This is a genomic window from Streptomyces sp. NPDC043427 (assembly GCF_056436655.1).
In genome coordinates, this window is the sequence record NZ_JBWKCC010000051.1 from 29,783 (window position 1) to 47,751 (window position 17,969).

A 17,969-nucleotide genomic window follows, 5' to 3' on the forward strand; every position below is an offset into this window, starting at 1 on the left:
CCGTTGTCAGACGCCCGAAGACCTCAGTAGTTCCGCGAGGGACACCTCTGATCTGAGGGACACGTCCGCAGCCCCGTATCTGTCCATCTCCCTCTTTTCTTCCGGTGCGAAGCCCGACTCCCCCCTGAAGTCGAACGACGAAATGGAAGACGTGGGATCGCGCACCGGAGACCAGATCGCAGTCACATAACGCGGCCTGCGGGTCAGATTGACGAGGTTGTTGTTGTGCCGCACCCTCGCGTGGTAAATGACCGTCCGACTGCACCCCTTCTCCAAGGGGCAGTAGTATCGCCCTTCCCCCTCCTTCCAGGAATAATGAGGAGTTTCGAACTCCTCCACATCGAGCTTTCCTCGGTCCTTCCTCATGTATGAAATCCTGAGGTCGACGCTCACCGTGTCGTAGCTGGCATCCTTGGGCAGCTGGAACACGTGCCTGAACGTGTATTCCTGGCCGGCTTCGATCCGGCTGCCCGGTCCGTAGAAATGTCCGCTGCTTATCCTGGTGTACTTGATTTTCCGGACATACTGTTCCGCTTCCTCACCCCGCTTCCCCGCGCTCTCCTGCCACTCCAACTCCAGGTTCCTCTTTCCGGGATACTTGTCGTAATTGGCGCCTCGGGCGCGGACCGTGTAGATGTCATTGATGATGTACACCGGAATCCCTCCGGTGTTCTTCATGTAAAGCGTCAACGGAACCTGAACGAACGGGACCGTGCGGTCCAGCCGCGAATTCCCGAAATCCGCCCTCAGAGAGAAATGCATCGGGGCCGCCGCGGGTTGGTACATGGTGGAATACGCCAGGCTGATGCCCGTCAGAAGCGCGGTGGCGACCACCCCGGCCGCGAATCTCTTGGGCTGCGGGATTCCCTTCCACGATTTGTCGCGGACCAGTACGAACAGCGCCCAGAGGGACCAGCACCACAGGGGCATGAAAACCAGCACGTAGGGCGTGAACTCCATCTCCTCGAACCACATGAACAGCAGCAGACTGTCCGTGGCCAGCGCGATGAGCACGCCCAGCAGGACGATCGCCCCGGCGGCCTTGAACTGCCGTTTCCCCCCGTAGTCCAGGGCCGCGACGGCCGCCGCGGCCTGCACCGCCCCCGACAGGACGAACAGCACCCCGGTGAGCCGTTGCGCGAAGGTCAGCGCCCCGGAGGCGTCCGGCCACCCGATGACCGCGTTGAGGGCCATGGACGCGAGCAGTCCGGCCACCATCAGGGCAGTAACCGCACGCCTCCGCCAGGCCCGGTCGGGCCATGCCCCGCTGCCACCGCCGCGCCAGCAGACGGACACCGGATCCTCCAGATCCATGGCCTCCGGATAGCCGAGGCGTCCGAGCATCTTCCGCAGTTCGTCCAGCGACCAGGCACGGCCCACCGTCTCGCCGCCCACGACGACCCGACGCAGCCCACGGCTGTCCGGTGGCTCGACAACGACCCACGGGTGGATGCTCCTCATGCCCCCAGGCTCGAACCCCGAACAGCCCTGTGCACGCGGAGCTACCCCGTTCGGCCCCCGCGACGACCCCGATCAGGCACCGACGTACGCCGCGAGGTGCTCCCCCGTGAGAGTGGAGCGCGCGGCGACCAGGTCGGCCGGGGTGCCCTCGAAGACGATGCGGCCGCCGTCGTGGCCGGCGCCGGGGCCGAGGTCGATGATCCAGTCGGCGTGCGCCATGACCGCCTGGTGGTGCTCGATGACGATGACCGACTTGCCGGAGTCGACGAGCCGGTCGAGCAGGCCGAGCAGCTGCTCGACGTCGGCGAGGTGAAGGCCGGTGGTCGGCTCGTCGAGGACGTACACGCCGCCCTTCTCGCCCATGTGCGTGGCCAGCTTCAGCCGCTGCCGCTCGCCGCCGGACAGCGTGGTGAGCGGCTGGCCGAGGGTGAGGTAGCCGAGCCCGACGTCGGCGAGCCGGTCGAGGATCTTGTGCGCGGCCGGCGTACGCGCCTCGCCCGCGCCGAAGAACTCCTCGGCCTCGGTCACCGACATGGCGAGCACCTCGCTGATGTCGCGGCCGCCGAGGTGGTGGTCGAGGACCGACGCCTGGAACCGCTTCCCCTCGCAGGCCTCGCAGGTGGTGGCGACGCCGGCCATCATCGCCAGGTCGGTGTAGACGACACCGGCGCCGTTGCAGGCCGGGCAGGCGCCCTCGGAGTTGGCGCTGAACAGCGCCGGCTTGACGCCGTTGGCCTTGGCGAACGCCTTGCGGATCGGGTCGAGCAGTCCGGTGTACGTCGCCGGGTTGCTCCGTCTGGAGCCGCGAATCGCGGTCTGGTCGACCGAGACCACTCCGTCCCGCCCTGACACCGAGCCGTGGATCAGCGAGCTCTTGCCCGAGCCCGCCACCCCGGTGACCACGACCAGCGTGCCGAGCGGGATGTCCACGGCGACGTCCCGCAGGTTGTTCGTGTCGGCGCCGCGCACCTCGAGCACGCCCGACGCCGTCCGCACCGAGGGCTTCAGCACGGCCCGGTCGTCGAGATGCCGCCCGGTGAGCGTGCCACTGCCCCGCAGCCCCTCGACGGTGCCCTCGAACACCACCTCGCCGCCCTCCGCGCCGGCGCGCGGACCGAGGTCGACGACATGGTCGGCGATCGTGATCGCCTCCGGCTTGTGCTCCACGACCAGCACGGTGTTGCCCTTGTCGCGCAACTGCAGCAGCAGGCCGTTCATCCGCTGGATGTCATGGGGGTGCAGCCCGATCGTCGGCTCGTCGAAGACGTAGGTGACGTCGGTGAGGGAGGAGCCGAGGTGGCGGATCATCTTGGTGCGCTGCGCCTCACCGCCCGAGAGGGTGCCCGAGGGGCGGTCGAGGCTGAGGTAGCCGAGGCCGATCTCGACGAACGACTCGAGCGTGTGCCCCAGCGCGGTCAGCAGGGGCGCCACCGACGGCTCGTCGAGCCCGCGGACCCAGTCGGCCACATCACTGATCTGCATCGAGCAGACGTCGGCGATGTTCTTCCCGTCGATCTTCGACGCCCGGGCCTCGGCGCTGAGTCGGGTGCCGTCGCACTCGGGACAGGTCGAGAACGTCACCGCCCGCTCCACGAAGGCGCGGATGTGCGGCTGCAGCGCGTCGACGTCCTTGGACAGGAACGACTTCTGGACCTTCGGGATCAGCCCTTCGTACGTCAGGTTGATCCCGTCGACCTTGATCTTGGTCGGTTCCTTGTGGAGCAGGTCGTGCAGCTCCTTCTTGGTGAACCTGCGGATCGGCTTGTCCGGGTCGAAGAAGCCGCAGCCGCGGTAGATACGCCCGTACCAGCCCTCCATGCTGTAGCCGGGGATCGTGAGCGCGCCCTCGTTGAGCGACAGGCTGTCGTCGTACAGCGCCGACAGGTCGAAGTCGGTGACCGCGCCCATGCCCTCACAGCGCGGACACATGCCGCCCAGCCGGTTGAACGTGGCCTTCTCGGCCTTCGTCCTGCCACCGCGCTCGACAGTGATCGCCCCGCTGGCCTTCACCGACGGGACGTTGAACGAGTACGCGTTGGGCGGGCCGACGTGCGGCTTCCCCATCCGACTGAACAGGATGCGCAGCATCGCGTTGGCGTCCGTCACGGTCCCGACGGTCGAGCGGGCGTTGGCCCCCATCCGCTCCTGGTCCACGATGATCGCGGTCGTCAGCCCGTCCAGCACATCGACCTCGGGCCGCGCCAACGTCGGCATGAACCCTTGCACGAACGCGCTGTACGTCTCGTTGATCAGCCGCTGCGACTCCGCGGCGACCGTGTCGAAGACCAGCGAGCTCTTGCCCGACCCGGACACACCGGTGAACACCGTCAGCCGACGCTTCGGAATCTCGACACTGACGTCCTTGAGATTGTTCACCCGCGCCCCATGCACGCGAATCACATCATGCCGATCCGCATCATGCACCATGCCCACGATCTCTCCCTCGCTCACCCGTTCCCGCCCTCAAGGTAGACGCGACAAGGCCCCCAGCGCTTCTCAAATACTGACCATCACACAACATATGAGCCCCCTCCGATACGGACGCTGTTGGTTACCAACAGCGTCCGCTACGGAGGGGGCTCCCCTCATCAGCGCATACGAACCGACCCAGGCCCAGAGCTACAACCGGGCCTTGCCCGCCTCAGTGCGAGTGACCACTCGAAGCGGGCGTCGGCGCCGCGTTCTTGACCGTCAGCGGCAGCAGCTTCTTGCCCGTCGGGCCGATCTGGATGGACGTGTCCATCTGCGGGCACACGCCACAGTCGAAGCAGGGTGTCCAGCGGCAGTCCTCGACCTCTGTCTCGTCGAGGGCGTCCTGCCAGTCCTCCCAGAGCCAGTCCTTGTCGAGGCCGGAGTCGAGGTGGTCCCAGGGGAGGACCTCCTCGTAGGAGCGCTCGCGGGTGGTGTACCAGTCGACGTCGACGCCGAAGGGGGCCAGGGCCTTGTCGGCGCACTGCATCCAGCGGTCGTAGGAGAAGTGCTCGCGCCAGCCGTCGAAGCGGCCGCCGTCGTCGTAGACCGCGCGGATGACGGCGCCGATGCGGCGGTCGCCCCTGGAGAGCAGGCCTTCCACGATGCCGGGCTTGCCGTCGTGGTAGCGGAAGCCGATGGAGCGGCCGTACTTCTTGTCGCCGCGGATCTTGTCGCGGAGCTTCGTCAGGCGCGCGTCCGTCTCCTCGGCCGACAGTTGCGGCGCCCACTGGAAGGGGGTGTGGGGCTTGGGGACGAAGCCGCCGATCGACACCGTGCAGCGGATGTCGTTGGAGCCGGAGACCTCGCGGCCCTTCTGGATGACGCGGGTGGCCATGTCGGCGATCTGGAGGACGTCGTCGTCGGTCTCCGTCGGCAGACCGCACATGAAGTACAGCTTCACCTGCCGCCAGCCGTTGCCGTAGGCCGTGGAGACGGTCCTGATCAGGTCGTCTTCCGAGACCATCTTGTTGATGACCTTGCGGATGCGTTCCGAGCCGCCCTCGGGGGCGAAGGTCAGGCCCGAGCGGCGGCCGTTCCTCGTCAGCTCGTTCGCCAGGTCGATGTTGAAGGCGTCGACTCGGGTGGAGGGGAGGGAGAGGCCGATCTTGTCTTCCTCGTAGCGGTCGGCCAGGCCCTTGGCGATGTCGCCGATCTCCGAGTGGTCCGCGGAGGACAGGGAGAGCAGGCCCACCTCCTCGAAGCCCGTCGCCTTCAGGCCCTTGTCGACCATGTCGCCGATGCCCGTGATCGAGCGCTCGCGCACCGGGCGCGTGATCATGCCGGCCTGGCAGAAGCGGCAGCCGCGCGTGCAGCCGCGGAAGATCTCCACCGACATGCGCTCGTGGACCGTCTCGGCGAGCGGGACGAGCGGCTGCTTCGGGTACGGCCACTCGTCCAGGTCCATGACCGTGTGCTTGGACACACGCCACGGGACACCCGACCGGTTGGGGACGACACGGGCGATACGGCCGTCCGGCAGGTACTCCACGTCGTAGAACGCCGGGATGTACACCCCGCCCGTCTTCGCCAGGCGGAGGAGGACCTCCTCGCGGCCACCCGGCCGGCCCTCCGCCTTCCACGCACGGATGATCCGCGTCATGTCGAGCACGGCCTGCTCGCCGTCGCCGATGACCGCCGCGTCGATGAAGTCGGCGATCGGCTCCGGGTTGAAGGCGGCGTGGCCGCCGGCCAGCACGATCGGGTCGTCGACCGTCCGCTCGCGGGACTCCAGCGGGATGCCCGCCAGGTCGAGCGCCGTCAGCATGTTCGTGTAGCCCAGCTCCGTGGAGAAGGACAGGCCGAACACGTCGAAGGCCTTGACCGGACGGTGACTGTCCACCGTGAACTGCGGGACGCGGTGCTCCCGCATCAGCGCCTCGAGGTCCGGCCACACGCTGTACGTGCGCTCGGCGAGGACGCCCTCCTGCTCGTTCAGAACCTCGTAGAGGATCATGACGCCCTGGTTGGGCAGGCCGACCTCGTAGGCGTCCGGGTACATGAGCGCCCAGCGGACGTCACAGGACTCCCACGGCTTGACCGTGGAGTTGAGCTCTCCGCCGACGTACTGAATCGGCTTCTGCACATGCGGGAGCAGAGCTTCGAGCTGCGGAAACACAGACTCAGCGGCCTCCGCGGATTCGGCAGGCATCTCGCGAACCTTCGTGAGCTGACAGGGGTGACCACCTAGCGTAACGCGGCCACGGCCCTCCCCCGTACGCTCGGACGGCCGAACAGCCGGTTCCCCCACCACGCTCAGACGTCCATGGCGCTCCGCACCGACGCCCACCTCCCCGGCAGCTCCGCCTCCACCGTCGCCGCGCGGTGCTCCTCACGGCCGTACAGCACCCCGTACGTGAACGCGCTCTCGCCCGCCGCGTGCGCCACGGCGGACAGCTCCCGCAGCGTCGTGCGGGCCATGACACTGTCCTGGTGCTCGCCGAGCAGGGTCTGCAGCGACTTCATGGACTTGACCAGGTCCTTGGCCGGGCTGCCGAGCGCCGGGAGGGCCGCCTCCGCCGCGTAGCGGGTCCGCTTGGTCTTCTTGCGGGCCTCGTGCAGCCCGAGATCCCGGTCGTGACCGGGCGGCTGCTCCATGGCCTCCTCGACCAGCGCGGAGACCTTGTCGAAGTCCTTGCGTACGGCCTTGGCGAGCACCTTGGACGGTTTACGGCCGGCCGCCTTGCGCACGGGCGGGTCGGTGACCAGGGCGTCCAAAGTGTCGAGCAGGGTCAGATAGCGCTTGGAGTCCAGCACGCCCAGCACCCGGCGGCGCGAACCGCCGAGCCCGGTGCCGGCCCAGTGGTTCAGCCGCTCCCGCACCGGGCCGGAGACCAGGCGGGGGGACAGCTCGTCGAGGGACACGGTGAGGCGCTCGACGAGCACCTCCTGGTCGCGGCCCACGCCCAGCTCGCCCGCCAGCCACTTCAGCTCCGCGCCGACCTCGTCGGTGACGGTCCGGTCGAGGACCTTGCCGAAAGAGCGGAGGGTGCTGCGCAGCCGACGGGTGGCGACCCGCATGTCGTGCACGGAGTCCTCGGCGTCCCTGCGCACGGCCGGGTCGAGCTCGACGATGGCGTCCCGCTGGGCCCGGACGTACGCCATGACGTGGTCGCCGGCGGTGACGGGCTCGCCCGGTCCCGTCGCCGCCTTCGGCCGTTTACGCCGGGGAGCCGTCTCGGCGAGCGCCCGTGCCAGCTTCGACGCGGACTTCGACGGCCGTACGCCCGCCTTGCGCAACCGCTTCTCCACCTTGTCCAGGAAGACCGGGTCACCACCGTCGGCGAGCTCCACCTCGAGCTCGCTCCACTGGGCGGTGCCCTCGCCGCCGAAGAGCCGCTCCGCCCGTACGGCGTCCACGCTGACCTCGGCGAGCAGCCGCCCGGCGTGGTCGACGAGGTCGCGCACGTCCCGGTCGGAGCGCAGCCGGATCACGGCCACCAGCTGACCCTCGCGGACGCGTGAGCGGACCAGCCCCGCGATCTCGTCCGGGACGGTGTCGGAGAGGGGCGCCTGGACCTCGTCCCGGACACCGGGACCCACCGGGAGCTTCAGGTGCCAGCCGGCGTCGGAGCCGCCGGTGCGGCGGCGCAGGGTGATCGAAGCCGCGGCCAGACGCAGGTCCGACGTGTCGTAATAGGTGGCGTCCAACTCCGCGACACCCTTGTCGAGGACGGCCGCGACCCCGGCGACACCGGTCAGGTCCGGCAGCCCGCTGTCGTCGGATTCGTACTTGCGCTCGATCTCGCGTTTCGTCTCCGCCATGGAACGAATCTAGTCGCAGACGAGCGCACGGGGCAGAGGGGCACCTCAGGTCGTCAGCAGGGCGCGCATCGCCTCCCCGTCCGGGAACGGCGCGTCCTTCGCCGTCCGGGAGACCAGGTAGACGTGCGCGTCCTCGAACTGGTGGTACGACAGGGGCTCCGGTCCCTGTCCCACGATCAGCACGTTGTGCTCCAGGCGCCAGCTGACATACCGGGTGTCGTACCGGGGCTGTCGGATGTCGTGGTTCGGCAGACCGAGCCGGTCGGTGAAACGCTGCACGACAGCACCGAAGTGGGCGTCGAACTCCGCACGCCAGGCGCCCTCCTCGCTGGTCCAGCCGGGCAACGTGCCCCAGCAGTCCTCGTCGAGCAGGCCGCCGTCGACCGAGTAGAGGTAGGCGAAGGGCAGGTACAGCGAGCCGTCGCCGTCGCAGGTGACGAAGTGGCCCAGCGGTGTGACGTGGGTGGCTTCGGGGACGTCGGGAGTGTCCTCGTACGCCCGTCCCCGCACCGCCTCCGACCAGTCGGGCCAGCCGACCTCGCGCATCCGCGCCTCGACGACGTCGTCATCGGTCAGGTCCAGCGCCGCCAGGCCGAGGAGATGGCCGACCAGCTCCTCGGTCACCGGGCACAGGGCCACATACTCCTCGGACATCCCGCTCCCCCCTGAGGTCACTGACCCCACCGCTACGCCGACATGGGCCGCTGCACCCGGATCGACTGCAACAGCCCTATCGCCAACCACACCGCGAACATCGACGATCCGCCGTACGACACGAACGGCAGGGGCAGGCCGGTGACGGGCATGATGCCGAGGGTCATGCCGATGTTCTCGAAGGCCTGGAAGGCGAACCAGGCGACGATCCCGGCGGCGACGATCGTGCCGTACAACTCGGTCGTCTCACGGGCGATACGGCAGGCGCGCCACAGGACGATGCCGAGCAGGACGATGATGAGCCCCGCTCCGACGAAGCCCAGCTCCTCCCCCGCGACGGTGAAGACGAAGTCGGTCTGCTGCTCGGGCACGAACTGTCCGGTGGTCTGGGAGCCGTGGAAGAGCCCCGCACCGGTCAGCCCGCCCGAACCGATCGCGATCCGCGCCTGGTTGGTGTTGTAGCCGACGCCCGCCGGGTCGAGCTCGGGGTTGGCGAAGGCGGCGAAGCGAGCGATCTGGTACTCGTCCAGGATGTGCAGCTGCCAGACGGCGACGGCGCCGGCCGCGCCCGCGCCGATCAGGCCGAAGACCCAGCGGTTGGAGGCGCCGGAGGCGAGCAGCACACCCAGCACGATGATCACCATGACCATGACCGAGCCGAGGTCGGGCATCAGCATCACGATCAGCATCGGCACGGCGGCCAGGCCCAGGGCCTGCAGGACGGTCCGCTGGTCGGGGTGCTGCCGGTCCCCCGCGTCGACCCGGGCGGCCAGCAGCATCGCCATGCCCAGGATGATCGTGATCTTCACGAACTCCGAGGGCTGGAGGGAGAAGCCGCCGCCGAGCACGATCCACGAGTGCGCGCCGTTGACGGTGGAGCCGAGCGGGGTGAGCACCAGCAGGATCAGGAAGACCGAGAGACCGTAGAGGATCGGCACGACGTTGCGCAGGGCGCGGTGGCCGAGCCAGACCGTGCCGATCATCAGGGCGAACCCGATGCCGGTGTTCATGAGGTGCCGGACCAGGAAGTAGTACGGGTCGCCCTGGTTGATCTCGGTGCGGTTGCGGGTCGCCGAGTAGACCAGGATCGAGCCGATCAGCGACAGGGCGAGGCCCGACAGCAGTATCGGCCAGTCGAGTCGGCGGGCCAGCGAGTCGCGGGCGAAGATCCGCGTCCAGCCGGCCCGTTCGGGCCCGTAACCGGAGACCTGGAAGCTGTTGGCCCCGGTCATGTGAGCATCCTCCGGGTTCCCCTCTTACGGCCACGGCCTCGTCTGCGAGTGTCCCGGTTGGTGGCCGTCGGTGAGGCGACGGTGCCCGCCGGCTGGCCCTCGTCCGGGGCCTTCTCGCCCTCCTGGCTGGCCCGCTGGTCCTTGGCCGGGTCCTTGGCGACCTTCGGGGCGGTGATCGAACCGTCCGTCCTGATCTTCGGCAGGCTCTTCTGCGGAGTGGGCAGCAGGGCGTTCTTCTTGTCGATCTTGCCGTCGTCGGAGACGCCGTACAGCGCGTTGTAGATGTGGCGCACCGCCTCACCGGAGGCACCCGAACCCGTACCGGCCTGGGCGATCGTCATGACGACCGTGTAGTCCTTGCTGTAGGTGGCGAGCCAGGACGTCGTCTGCTTGCCGTAGACCTCGGCGGTACCGGTCTTGGCGTGCAGCGGGATCTTGTCCTGCGGCCAGCCGCCGAACTTCCACGCGGCGGTACCGCGGGTGACCACGCCCTCGAGGGCCGCGTTCATGCCCTTGAGGGTCGCCTGATTTATTGGCAGCCTGCCCTTTGCCTTGGGCTTGATCTCGTGGACGGTCTTGCCGTCGGGGCTGACGATCGCCTTGCCGATGGTCGGCTGGTACATGGTGCCGCCGTTGGCGAGGGCTCCGTAGATCGCGGCCTCCTGGATCGGCGTGACGAGGGTGTCGCCCTGGCCGATGGAGTAGTTGATCGAGTCGCCCTCGCGCATCTTGTTGCCTTCGAGGCAGTTCTCGTAGGCGATCTTCTCGACGTAACTGCCGTTCTTCTTACCGGTCTTGCACCAGGCGTCCTTGTTGGCCTTCCAGTACGCCTCCTTCCACGCCCGGTCGGGGACGCGGCCGGTGACCTCGTTGGGCAGGTCGATGCCGGTCTCCTTGCCGAGGCCGAACTGGTGGGCGGCCTTGTAGAAGTAGTCCTTGGGTTCGCCCTTCTTGGGGTTGATCCCGCCGTCCCTCTTCCACTCCCGGTCGGCGAGGCCGTAGAAGACGGTGTCGCAGGAGACCTCGAGGGCCCGGCCGAGGGAGATGGGGCCGAAGTTCTCGCCCTCGAAGTTTTTGAAGACCTGGCCGCCGACCGAGTAGGAGCTGGTGCAGGGGTAGCCGCCGTCCCACTCGTAGCCGGCCTCGACCGCGGCGGCCGTGGAGACCACCTTGAACGTCGAACCGGGCGCGGACTGCCCCTGGATGGCCCGGTTGAGCAGCGGGTAGTCGGAGTTCTTGCCGGTGAGCCGCTTGTAGTCCTTGGCGGAGATGCCGCCGACCCAGACGTTCGGGTCGTAGGTCGGGGCGGACGACATGGCGACGATCCGGCCGGTCTTGGCCTCCATCACGACGACGGCGCCCGAGTCGGCCTTGTAGTTCTCACCGGTGATCTTGTCGAACTGGGTCCGGGCGATCTTCATCGCGTTGTTCAGCTCGTACTCCGCGACCCGCTGGACCCGGGCGTCGATGCTGGTGACGAGGCTGGAGCCGGACTCGGCAGGGGTGGCCTCGGCCTGGCCGATGACGCGGCCGAGGTTGTCGACCTCGTAACGCGTGACGCCGGCCTTGCCGCGCAGCTGCTTGTCGTACTGCCGTTCAAGGCCCGACCGGCCGACCTGGTCGGAGCGCAGGTAGGGCGAGTCGGTGTCCTGGGCCTTGGTGATCTCCTCGTCGGTGACCGGCGAGAGGTAGCCGAGGACCTGGGCGGTGTTGGCCTTGGCGGGCGCGGCGTAGCGCCGGACGGCCTCGGGCTCGGCGGTGATACCGGGGAAGTCCTCGGCGCGCTCGCGGATCTGCAGGGCCTGCTTGGCCGTGGCCTCGTCGGTGATGGGGATCGGCTGATAGGGCGAGCCGTTCCAGCAGGGCTGTGGCGTCTTCGCGTCGCACAGCCGGACCTTCATCATGACGTCTTCGGGAGTCATCCCGAGGACGCCCGCGAGCTTGGTGAGGACGGCCTTGCCGTCGTCCTTCATCTTCAGCAGTTCGGTGCGGGAGGCGGAGACGACCAGCCGGGTCTCGTTGTCGGCGAGGGGCACTCCGCGCGCGTCCAGGATCGAGCCGCGCACGGCGGGTTCGACGACCTGCTGGACGTGGTTGCCGGAGGCCTCCTTGGCGTACGCCGCGCCCTCGCGGATCTGGAGGTACCACAGGCGCCCGCCGAGGGTGCCGAGGAGGGAGAGGACGAGGATCTGGATCACGACGAGCCGGATCTGGACGCGTGGGGTCCGCCCGGTCTCGGGAATGTTGGTCACTGCGGCTGCCTCCCCCTCTCAGTGCGCGGACGCGTGTGCACGAACGTGTGTACCAACGGCAGATCTGTGTGCCCGTACGCATGATGAACGACCGACCTGTGAGGCCCCGTTCCGCCGGAACCTCCCCGTTCGGGTGAACTCCTCTGCCCTCACAGCCGCTTGACTCCCTTGATGCGGCCCGCGCGGGCGACCCGCGACCGGGCGGCCTTCACGCGCAGCCCGGTGCGTTGTCCGCCGATCTTCAGGCCGGTGCCGCCGGAGAGCCAGCCGGAGGAGATGTCGGTGGCCTTGGCGGCGGAGTTGGTCTCGGCGAGCGGGTCGTTCTCGGCGCGTCTGGCCAGCGCCATGATGCCGGGGACGACGAACGGCGCGAGCAGCAGGTCGTAGAGAGCGGCCGTGAACAGCAGGCTGCCGAGGCCCACATGGCGGGCGGCAGTGTCACCGACGAGGGCGCCGACGCTCGCGTAGAGCAGGGTGGAGCCGATGGAGGCGCCGACCACCACGACCATCGGGCCGGTGGCCGACTTGATCTGGCCGGTCTCCGGTTTGATGAGCCCGGCAAGGTAGCCGATGACACACAGCACCAGGGCGTAGCGGCCGGCGGCGTGGTCGGCGGGCGGCGCGAGGTCGGCGAGGAGGCCCGCGCCGAAGCCGATGAGGGCGCCGCCGACATGGCCGTAGACCAGGGCCAGGCCCAGGACGGTGAGCAGCAGTATGTCGGGGACGGCGCCGGGCAGATGGAGGCGGGCGAGAACGCTCACCTGGAGCACCAGGGCCACGACGACGAGCGAGGTGGACAGCAGGATCCGGTTGACGCGCACGGGAAATCAGCTCCTACTGCTCTTGCTCGGACTGGCCGTCGACGGGCGCGCTCGCGGACGGGGTGACCGTGACAGTGACCGTCGGCGTGGGGGTCGGTTTGGGCTTGGCCGGGAGCACGGTGTCGCGTGGATCCTTCTTCGGGGCCTCGACGACGACCCCGACGATGTCGAGTTTCGTGAAGCCGACGTACGGCGTGACAGAGAGCGTGCGGGTCAGACCGCCGCCGGAGGGGTCGACGCGGGAGACGACACCGACGGGGACGCCGGGCACGAACGGCTTGTCGGCCTGGGAGCCGAAGGTGACGAGCCGGTCGCCCTTCTTCACCTCCGCCTTGCCGTTGAGCAGTTCGACGCGCAGTGGCTGGTCGCCCTGCCCGGAGGCGAAGCCGAGCTCGTCGGTGGACTCCATGCGGGTGCCGACGGTGAAGTCGGGGTCGCTGGCGAGCAGGACGGTGGCGGTGTGGGGGCCCACGGTGGTCACGCGGCCCACCAGTCCGTCCCCGTTGAGGACGGTCATGTCGCGCTTGATGCCGTCGCCCGCGCCGACGTCGATGGTGATGGTCCAGGAGAAACCCTGGGCCGCTCCGATCGCGATGACCTCGGCGCCCTTGATGCCGTACTGGCCGGCGCCGGCGGTCCTCAGCATCTTGTCGAGCTGCTTGAGGCGGCTGCGGTTGCGGTCGTCGCTGCCGAGCTTCGCCTTGAGGGCCGCGTTCTCCTTCTCCAGGGCGGCGAGCCGGTCATGGCGCTCACCGGAGTCGCGTACGGCGGAGACGGCGTTGCCGACGGGATCGACCGCCGACGACACCCCGTCCTCGATCGGTCCGAAGACCGCGGCCGCGGCCTGCCGGGCACCGTCGACCGGGGAGTCCTCCCCGCCGCGGATGTCCACCGTGATCAGTGCGAACGCGATGGCGATCAGCAGCACCAGGAGCAGCCGGCTCTCTCGTGTGTCCCTCACGTGCGGCGGCCGTGCCCTTCCCTCTAGGAATGTGCGGGGTGTTTGGAACGTACAGGTTGTTTATGGGTGAGCTTATGCCTCGATATCAACGATCCGCCGCACGAGAGGAGATCGTCTCGTACGGCGGAATCGAAGAGTTACGTCATCTGCGCGGCGCGGCGTCCAGGACTTGCTGGAGCGCCTCGAACTCCTCGACGCACTTGCCCGAGCCGAGCGCCACGCTGTCCAGCGGGTCCTCGGCGATGTGGATGGGCATGCCGGTCTCGCGGCGCAGCCGCTCGTCGAGCCCGCGCAGCAGCGCTCCACCACCGGTCAGAACGATTCCGCGGTCCATGATGTCGCCGGACAGCTCCGGCGGACACTTGTCGAGGGTCGTCTTGACCGCGTCCACGATGGCGTTGACGGGTTCCTCGATCGCCTTGCGCACTTCGGCGGCCGAGATGACCACGGTCTTGGGCAGCCCGGATACGAGGTCCCGGCCGCGGATTTCGGTGTGCTCGTCGGTGTCGAGGTCGTACGCCGAGCCGATGGTGATCTTGATCTGCTCGGCCGTCCGCTCACCAAGAAGAAGGCTGTACTCCTTCTTGATGTGCTGGATGATCGAGCTGTCCAGTTCGTCGCCGGCGACGCGGATGGACTGGGCGGTGACGATGCCGCCGAGGGAGATGACCGCGACCTCCGTGGTGCCGCCGCCGATGTCCACCACCATGTTGCCCGTGGCCTCGTGGACCGGCAGGCCGGAGCCGATGGCCGCGGCCATGGGCTCCTCGATGATGTGCACCTGGCGAGCGCCGGCCTGGGTCGACGCCTCGATGACGGCACGGCGCTCGACACCGGTGATGCCGGACGGCACACAGACGACGACCCGGGGCCGGGCGAGATACCGCCGCTTGTGGATCTTCAGAATGAAGTAGCGGAGCATCCGCTCGGTGATCTCGAAGTCGGCGATGACACCGTCCTTCAACGGACGCACGGCGACGATGTTGCCAGGGGTCCGTCCGATCATCTTCTTGGCTTCGGCGCCGACCGCGAGGATGCCACCGGTGTTGGTGTTGATCGCGACGACGGACGGCTCGTTGAGTACGATCCCGCGACCCCTGACGTACACCAGCGTGTTGGCGGTCCCGAGGTCGACAGCCATGTCACGGCCGATGAACGACATTGAGTTCCCCATCAGGATTCGTCTGGCCTTCCCACGAGCTTTTGAGGGCTTTTCAGGTCGGCGAAGGTGGGTGCTGTGACGTGAAGGCTTCCATCGTAAACGCGCCTGCACGAACACTGCGCGAGGGTCTTCGCCATTGTCAGCAGATGCGGAGCCGCCTCGCTTGTGGAGACGGTCCATAGGGGGCACACGTTCCCCCGATCGCCACGGCATATGCCGAGGGACGGCCGAAAACGCACGGCCGTCCCTGGTCAGGCGTCACCTCGAACTGACGACTCCTCAGAAAAATCCTCGAAAACTCCGCCACCCACTCGGGCGTGGGGCCGCTGGGCCGAACAGCCGCGAGGCCCCCGGTTCCGGCGAACCCCCGGAGGGGCTAAGGCCTGTCCGGCGGATCAGGTCGGAGGGTGGCCACGGCGCCGAGTCGGCGCAGGTGAGCGGGGCTTGGTGCGTGCAGCTGCAAGGCGGAGGGGGGCGTCGACGCGATGGGGGGTCCCCCCGCGCGAGCGCAGCCGAGCGTGGGGGAGTCGGCAACCGACGACAAGGCCGCAGATGGGCGTGCCAAGCCCCGTTTCTCCGGCATGATCCGCCGGACAGGCCCTAAGCGCGGCCGGGGAAGAAGATCTTGACCTCGCGCTCGGCGGACTCCTCGGAGTCGGAGGCGTGGATCAGGTTCTCGCGGACGATGACGCCGAAGTCGCCACGGATGGAGCCGGGCGCGGCGGCGATCGGGTCGGTGGGGCCGGCCAGGGCACGGACGCCCTCGATGACCCGCTCGCCCTCGACGATCAGGGCGACGACCGGGCCGGAGGACATGAAGTCGACCAGCGGCTCGTAGAAGGGCTTGCCCTTGTGCTCGCCGTAGTGCTGCTCCAGGGTCTCCTGGTCCAGGGTGCGCAGCTCCAGCGCGGTGATCTGCCAGCCGGCCTTGCGCTCGATACGGCTGATGATCTCGCCGGTCAGGCCGCGACGGACGGCGTCGGGCTTGAGCAGGACGAGGGTGCGCTGGGTCACGAGGGCTCCTTCGGAGTCAAAGCTTGTGCGGGTGATGAGATTACCCGGTTGTTACGCAGCGTCAGCCCCGGAGGATCCCGCCTGGGCCGCGAATCTCGCCTTCGCCTCGTCGACCTTCCGCCCGAAGTGCACCGACGCCCACCACAGCGCCGCGAACACCACCCCGAGGAAGAACATCGCCGGCACGACGAACCCGGACGCGATCAGCGCGATCTGCAGGGCCCAGCCGAGGACGACACCGCCCGGTCGGGTCACCAGACCGCACAGCACCAGGCTCAGGAACATCGCGACCCCGCACACCGTCCACACCGTGGACGTGGACAGGTCTTCATCCTTCATCGCGACCAGTCCTGCGAAGCCGATGACGAAGAACTCGCCGATGAGGGTCGAGGAACAGAGCGTACGCATGGTGAGGACTCAGCCCTTCCCGAGCAGCAGTCGGGCCTCGCCGACGGTGATGACGGATCCGGTGACCAGGACGCCACCGCCGGAGAACTCGCCCTCCTCCTCGGCCAGCGTGATCGCCGCCTCCAGCGCGTCCGGCAGTCGCGGCTCCACCTGCACCCGCTCCTCGCCGAACACCTCGACGGCGATCGCGGCCAGCTCGTCCGCGTCCATCGCGCGGTGACTGGAGTTCTGCGTGACGACGACCTCCGCGAAGATCGGCTCGAAGGCCTCCAGCAGCCCCCGCACGTTCTTGTCGCCGCTCGCGCCCACGACCCCGATCAGCCGGCTGAAGTCGAACGCCTCGCCGACCGCCTCCGTTGTCGCGGCCGCGCCCGCCGGGTTGTGGGCCGCGTCCAGGACCACGGTCGGGGACCGCCGTACGACTTCCATCCGCCCCGGCGAGGACACCGCCGCGAAGGCCTTGCGGACCGTGTCGATGTCGAGCGGTTCGGGCCGCTGGGAGCCGACGCCGAAGAACGCCTCCACCGCGGCGAGCGCCACGGCGGCGTTGTGCGCCTGGTACGCGCCGTGCAGCGGCAGGTACACCTCGGTGTACTCACCGCCCAGGCCGCGCAGGGTCAGCAGCTGTCCGCCCACGGCGACCTGCCGCGCCACCACCCCGAACTCCAGGCCCTCACGGGCCACGGTCGCGTCGACCTCCACGGCCTTCTTCAGCATCACCTGCGCCGCGTCCACCGGCTGCTGGGCCAGGATCACGGTCGCGTCCTGCTTGAGGATGCCGGCCTTCTCCGTGGCGATCTCGGCGTGCGTCTCACCGAGCCGGTCCGTGTGGTCGAGGTCGATGGGCGTCACCACGGCGACGTCCCCGTCGATCACGTTCGTGGCGTCCCAGCTGCCTCCCATGCCCACCTCGACGACGGCCACGTCGACCGGCGCGTCGGCGAAGGCGGCGTACGCCATTCCGGTCAGTACCTCGAAGAAGGACAGCCGGAACTCCTGCTGGCCGTCGACCATCTCCACGTACGGCTTGATGTCCTCGTACGTCTCGACGAAGCGCTCGGCGGAGATCGGCGCCCCGTCGAGGCTGATCCGTTCGGTGATCGACTGGACGTGCGGGGAGGTGTACCGCCCGGTGCGCAGCTCGAAGGCGCCGAGCAGGGCCTCGATCATGCGGGCGGTGGAGGTCTTGCCGTTCGTCCCCGTGATGTGGATCGAGGGGTACGACCGCTGCGGCTCCCCCAGCATGTCCATCAGCGCGGCGATCCTGCTGACGGACGGCTCCAGCTTGGTCTCGCCCCACCGCGTGGCCAGGTCCGCCTCGACCTCGCGCAGGGCCTTGTCGACCTCGGGGTCGGCGGGACGCGCGGGCACGTCGGACTGCGGCGGGCCGCCCTGAGTGCGCAGGGTGCGGCTGCCGGCCTCGATCACCGCGAGATCGGGGTCGCGGTCGGTCTCGGCCGCGATGATCTCCTCGAAGGAGTCGAGGGGGTCGGGCTGGTCGTCGTGGTTGCCGTTCGGGGGGAGCTCGCTCACGGGGCCCAGTCTACGGAGGGGCAGTGACAGAGGTGGGCGAAGGCCCCCCGAACTGTACGTTCCGGGGGCCTTCGGTTACCGTCGCGGGTTTCGCTCACCCGCGCTTACGGGGTGCCGCCCGCGCCCCCCCCCCCCCCCCCCCCCCCCCGGGGGGGGGGGGGGGGTGGGGGCCCCCCCCCCCGGCGCCGCTCCCCCTCCCGTCAAACTCCCGGGGAAGCCATCTTCCACCCCGGCCGA

The 17,969-nt window shown here is 68.8% G+C and carries 13 protein-coding genes; all 13 read right to left on the minus strand.

Translation table 11 applies throughout. The annotated features are described in order from the left end of the window. Positions 1 to 6: 6 nt before the first annotated feature. Positions 7 to 1,461 carry a COX15/CtaA family protein gene (locus tag AC067M_RS44415; protein WP_478702696.1) on the minus strand — a complete coding sequence of 485 codons (1,455 nt, stop codon included), beginning with the start codon at positions 1,459 to 1,461 and terminating at the stop codon, positions 7 to 9. Positions 1,462 to 1,533: 72 nt separating this feature from the next. After that, positions 1,534 to 3,888, minus strand: coding sequence for an ATP-binding cassette domain-containing protein (locus tag AC067M_RS44420; RefSeq protein ID WP_478702697.1), 2,355 nt, complete (start codon positions 3,886 to 3,888; stop codon positions 1,534 to 1,536). Between the two features lie 214 nt (positions 3,889 to 4,102). After that, entirely contained in the window at positions 4,103 to 6,082 is a 1,980-nt protein-coding gene (locus AC067M_RS44425; RefSeq protein ID WP_478702698.1) for a TIGR03960 family B12-binding radical SAM protein, read from the minus strand. Positions 6,083 to 6,186: 104 nt separating this feature from the next. Further along, on the minus strand, positions 6,187 to 7,695 hold the full coding sequence (locus AC067M_RS44430) for a CYTH and CHAD domain-containing protein (RefSeq protein ID WP_478702699.1): 1,509 nt from the start codon (positions 7,693 to 7,695) through the stop codon (positions 6,187 to 6,189). Between the two features lie 45 nt (positions 7,696 to 7,740). Continuing rightward, positions 7,741 to 8,349, minus strand: coding sequence for a hypothetical protein (locus tag AC067M_RS44435; RefSeq protein ID WP_478702700.1), 609 nt, complete (start codon positions 8,347 to 8,349; stop codon positions 7,741 to 7,743). Between the two features lie 32 nt (positions 8,350 to 8,381). Next, on the minus strand, positions 8,382 to 9,581 hold the full coding sequence (rodA, locus tag AC067M_RS44440) for a rod shape-determining protein RodA (protein WP_478702701.1): 1,200 nt from the start codon (positions 9,579 to 9,581) through the stop codon (positions 8,382 to 8,384). Next, complete coding sequence (gene mrdA, locus AC067M_RS44445; RefSeq protein WP_478702702.1) at positions 9,578 to 11,833, minus strand: penicillin-binding protein 2; 2,256 nt, start codon at positions 11,831 to 11,833, stop codon at positions 9,578 to 9,580. The genes rodA and mrdA overlap by 4 nt, the downstream gene beginning before the upstream one ends. Positions 11,834 to 11,982: 149 nt before the next feature. Continuing rightward, positions 11,983 to 12,654, minus strand: coding sequence for a rod shape-determining protein MreD (gene mreD / locus AC067M_RS44450; RefSeq protein WP_478702703.1), 672 nt, complete (start codon positions 12,652 to 12,654; stop codon positions 11,983 to 11,985). A 13-nt stretch (positions 12,655 to 12,667) separates the two neighbouring features. Beyond that, complete coding sequence (gene mreC / locus AC067M_RS44455; RefSeq protein WP_478702704.1) at positions 12,668 to 13,615, minus strand: rod shape-determining protein MreC; 948 nt, start codon at positions 13,613 to 13,615, stop codon at positions 12,668 to 12,670. A gap of 142 nt (positions 13,616 to 13,757) precedes the next feature. Beyond that, entirely contained in the window at positions 13,758 to 14,777 is a 1,020-nt protein-coding gene (locus AC067M_RS44460; protein ID WP_478702705.1) for a rod shape-determining protein, read from the minus strand. A 600-nt stretch (positions 14,778 to 15,377) separates the two neighbouring features. Beyond that, positions 15,378 to 15,791 (minus strand): nucleoside-diphosphate kinase, encoded by a 414-nt coding sequence (gene ndk, locus AC067M_RS44465; protein WP_133926279.1) that lies wholly within the window; start codon positions 15,789 to 15,791, stop codon positions 15,378 to 15,380. 51 nt (positions 15,792 to 15,842) lie between these two features. Next, positions 15,843 to 16,199, minus strand: coding sequence for a DUF4233 domain-containing protein (locus tag AC067M_RS44470; protein WP_478702706.1), 357 nt, complete (start codon positions 16,197 to 16,199; stop codon positions 15,843 to 15,845). A gap of 9 nt (positions 16,200 to 16,208) precedes the next feature. Continuing rightward, positions 16,209 to 17,732 (minus strand): bifunctional tetrahydrofolate synthase/dihydrofolate synthase, encoded by a 1,524-nt coding sequence (gene folC / locus AC067M_RS44475; protein WP_478702707.1) that lies wholly within the window; start codon positions 17,730 to 17,732, stop codon positions 16,209 to 16,211. Positions 17,733 to 17,969: the final 237 nt, after the last annotated feature.

Excerpts from the sequence above, each read along its gene's own strand:
- AC067M_RS44415 (WP_478702696.1), bottom strand. The coding sequence starts at position 1,461 with ATGAGGAGCATCCACCCGTGGGTCGTTGTCGAGCCACCGGACAGCCGT.
- AC067M_RS44420 (WP_478702697.1), bottom strand. The coding sequence starts at position 3,888 with ATGGTGCATGATGCGGATCGGCATGATGTGATTCGCGTGCATGGGGCG.
- AC067M_RS44425 (WP_478702698.1), bottom strand. The coding sequence starts at position 6,082 with ATGCCTGCCGAATCCGCGGAGGCCGCTGAGTCTGTGTTTCCGCAGCTC.
- AC067M_RS44430 (WP_478702699.1), bottom strand. The coding sequence starts at position 7,695 with ATGGCGGAGACGAAACGCGAGATCGAGCGCAAGTACGAATCCGACGAC.
- AC067M_RS44435 (WP_478702700.1), bottom strand. The coding sequence starts at position 8,349 with ATGTCCGAGGAGTATGTGGCCCTGTGCCCGGTGACCGAGGAGCTGGTC.
- rodA (WP_478702701.1), bottom strand. The coding sequence starts at position 9,581 with ATGACCGGGGCCAACAGCTTCCAGGTCTCCGGTTACGGGCCCGAACGG.
- AC067M_RS44460 (WP_478702705.1), bottom strand. The coding sequence starts at position 14,777 with ATGTCGTTCATCGGCCGTGACATGGCTGTCGACCTCGGGACCGCCAAC.
- AC067M_RS44470 (WP_478702706.1), bottom strand. The coding sequence starts at position 16,199 with ATGCGTACGCTCTGTTCCTCGACCCTCATCGGCGAGTTCTTCGTCATC.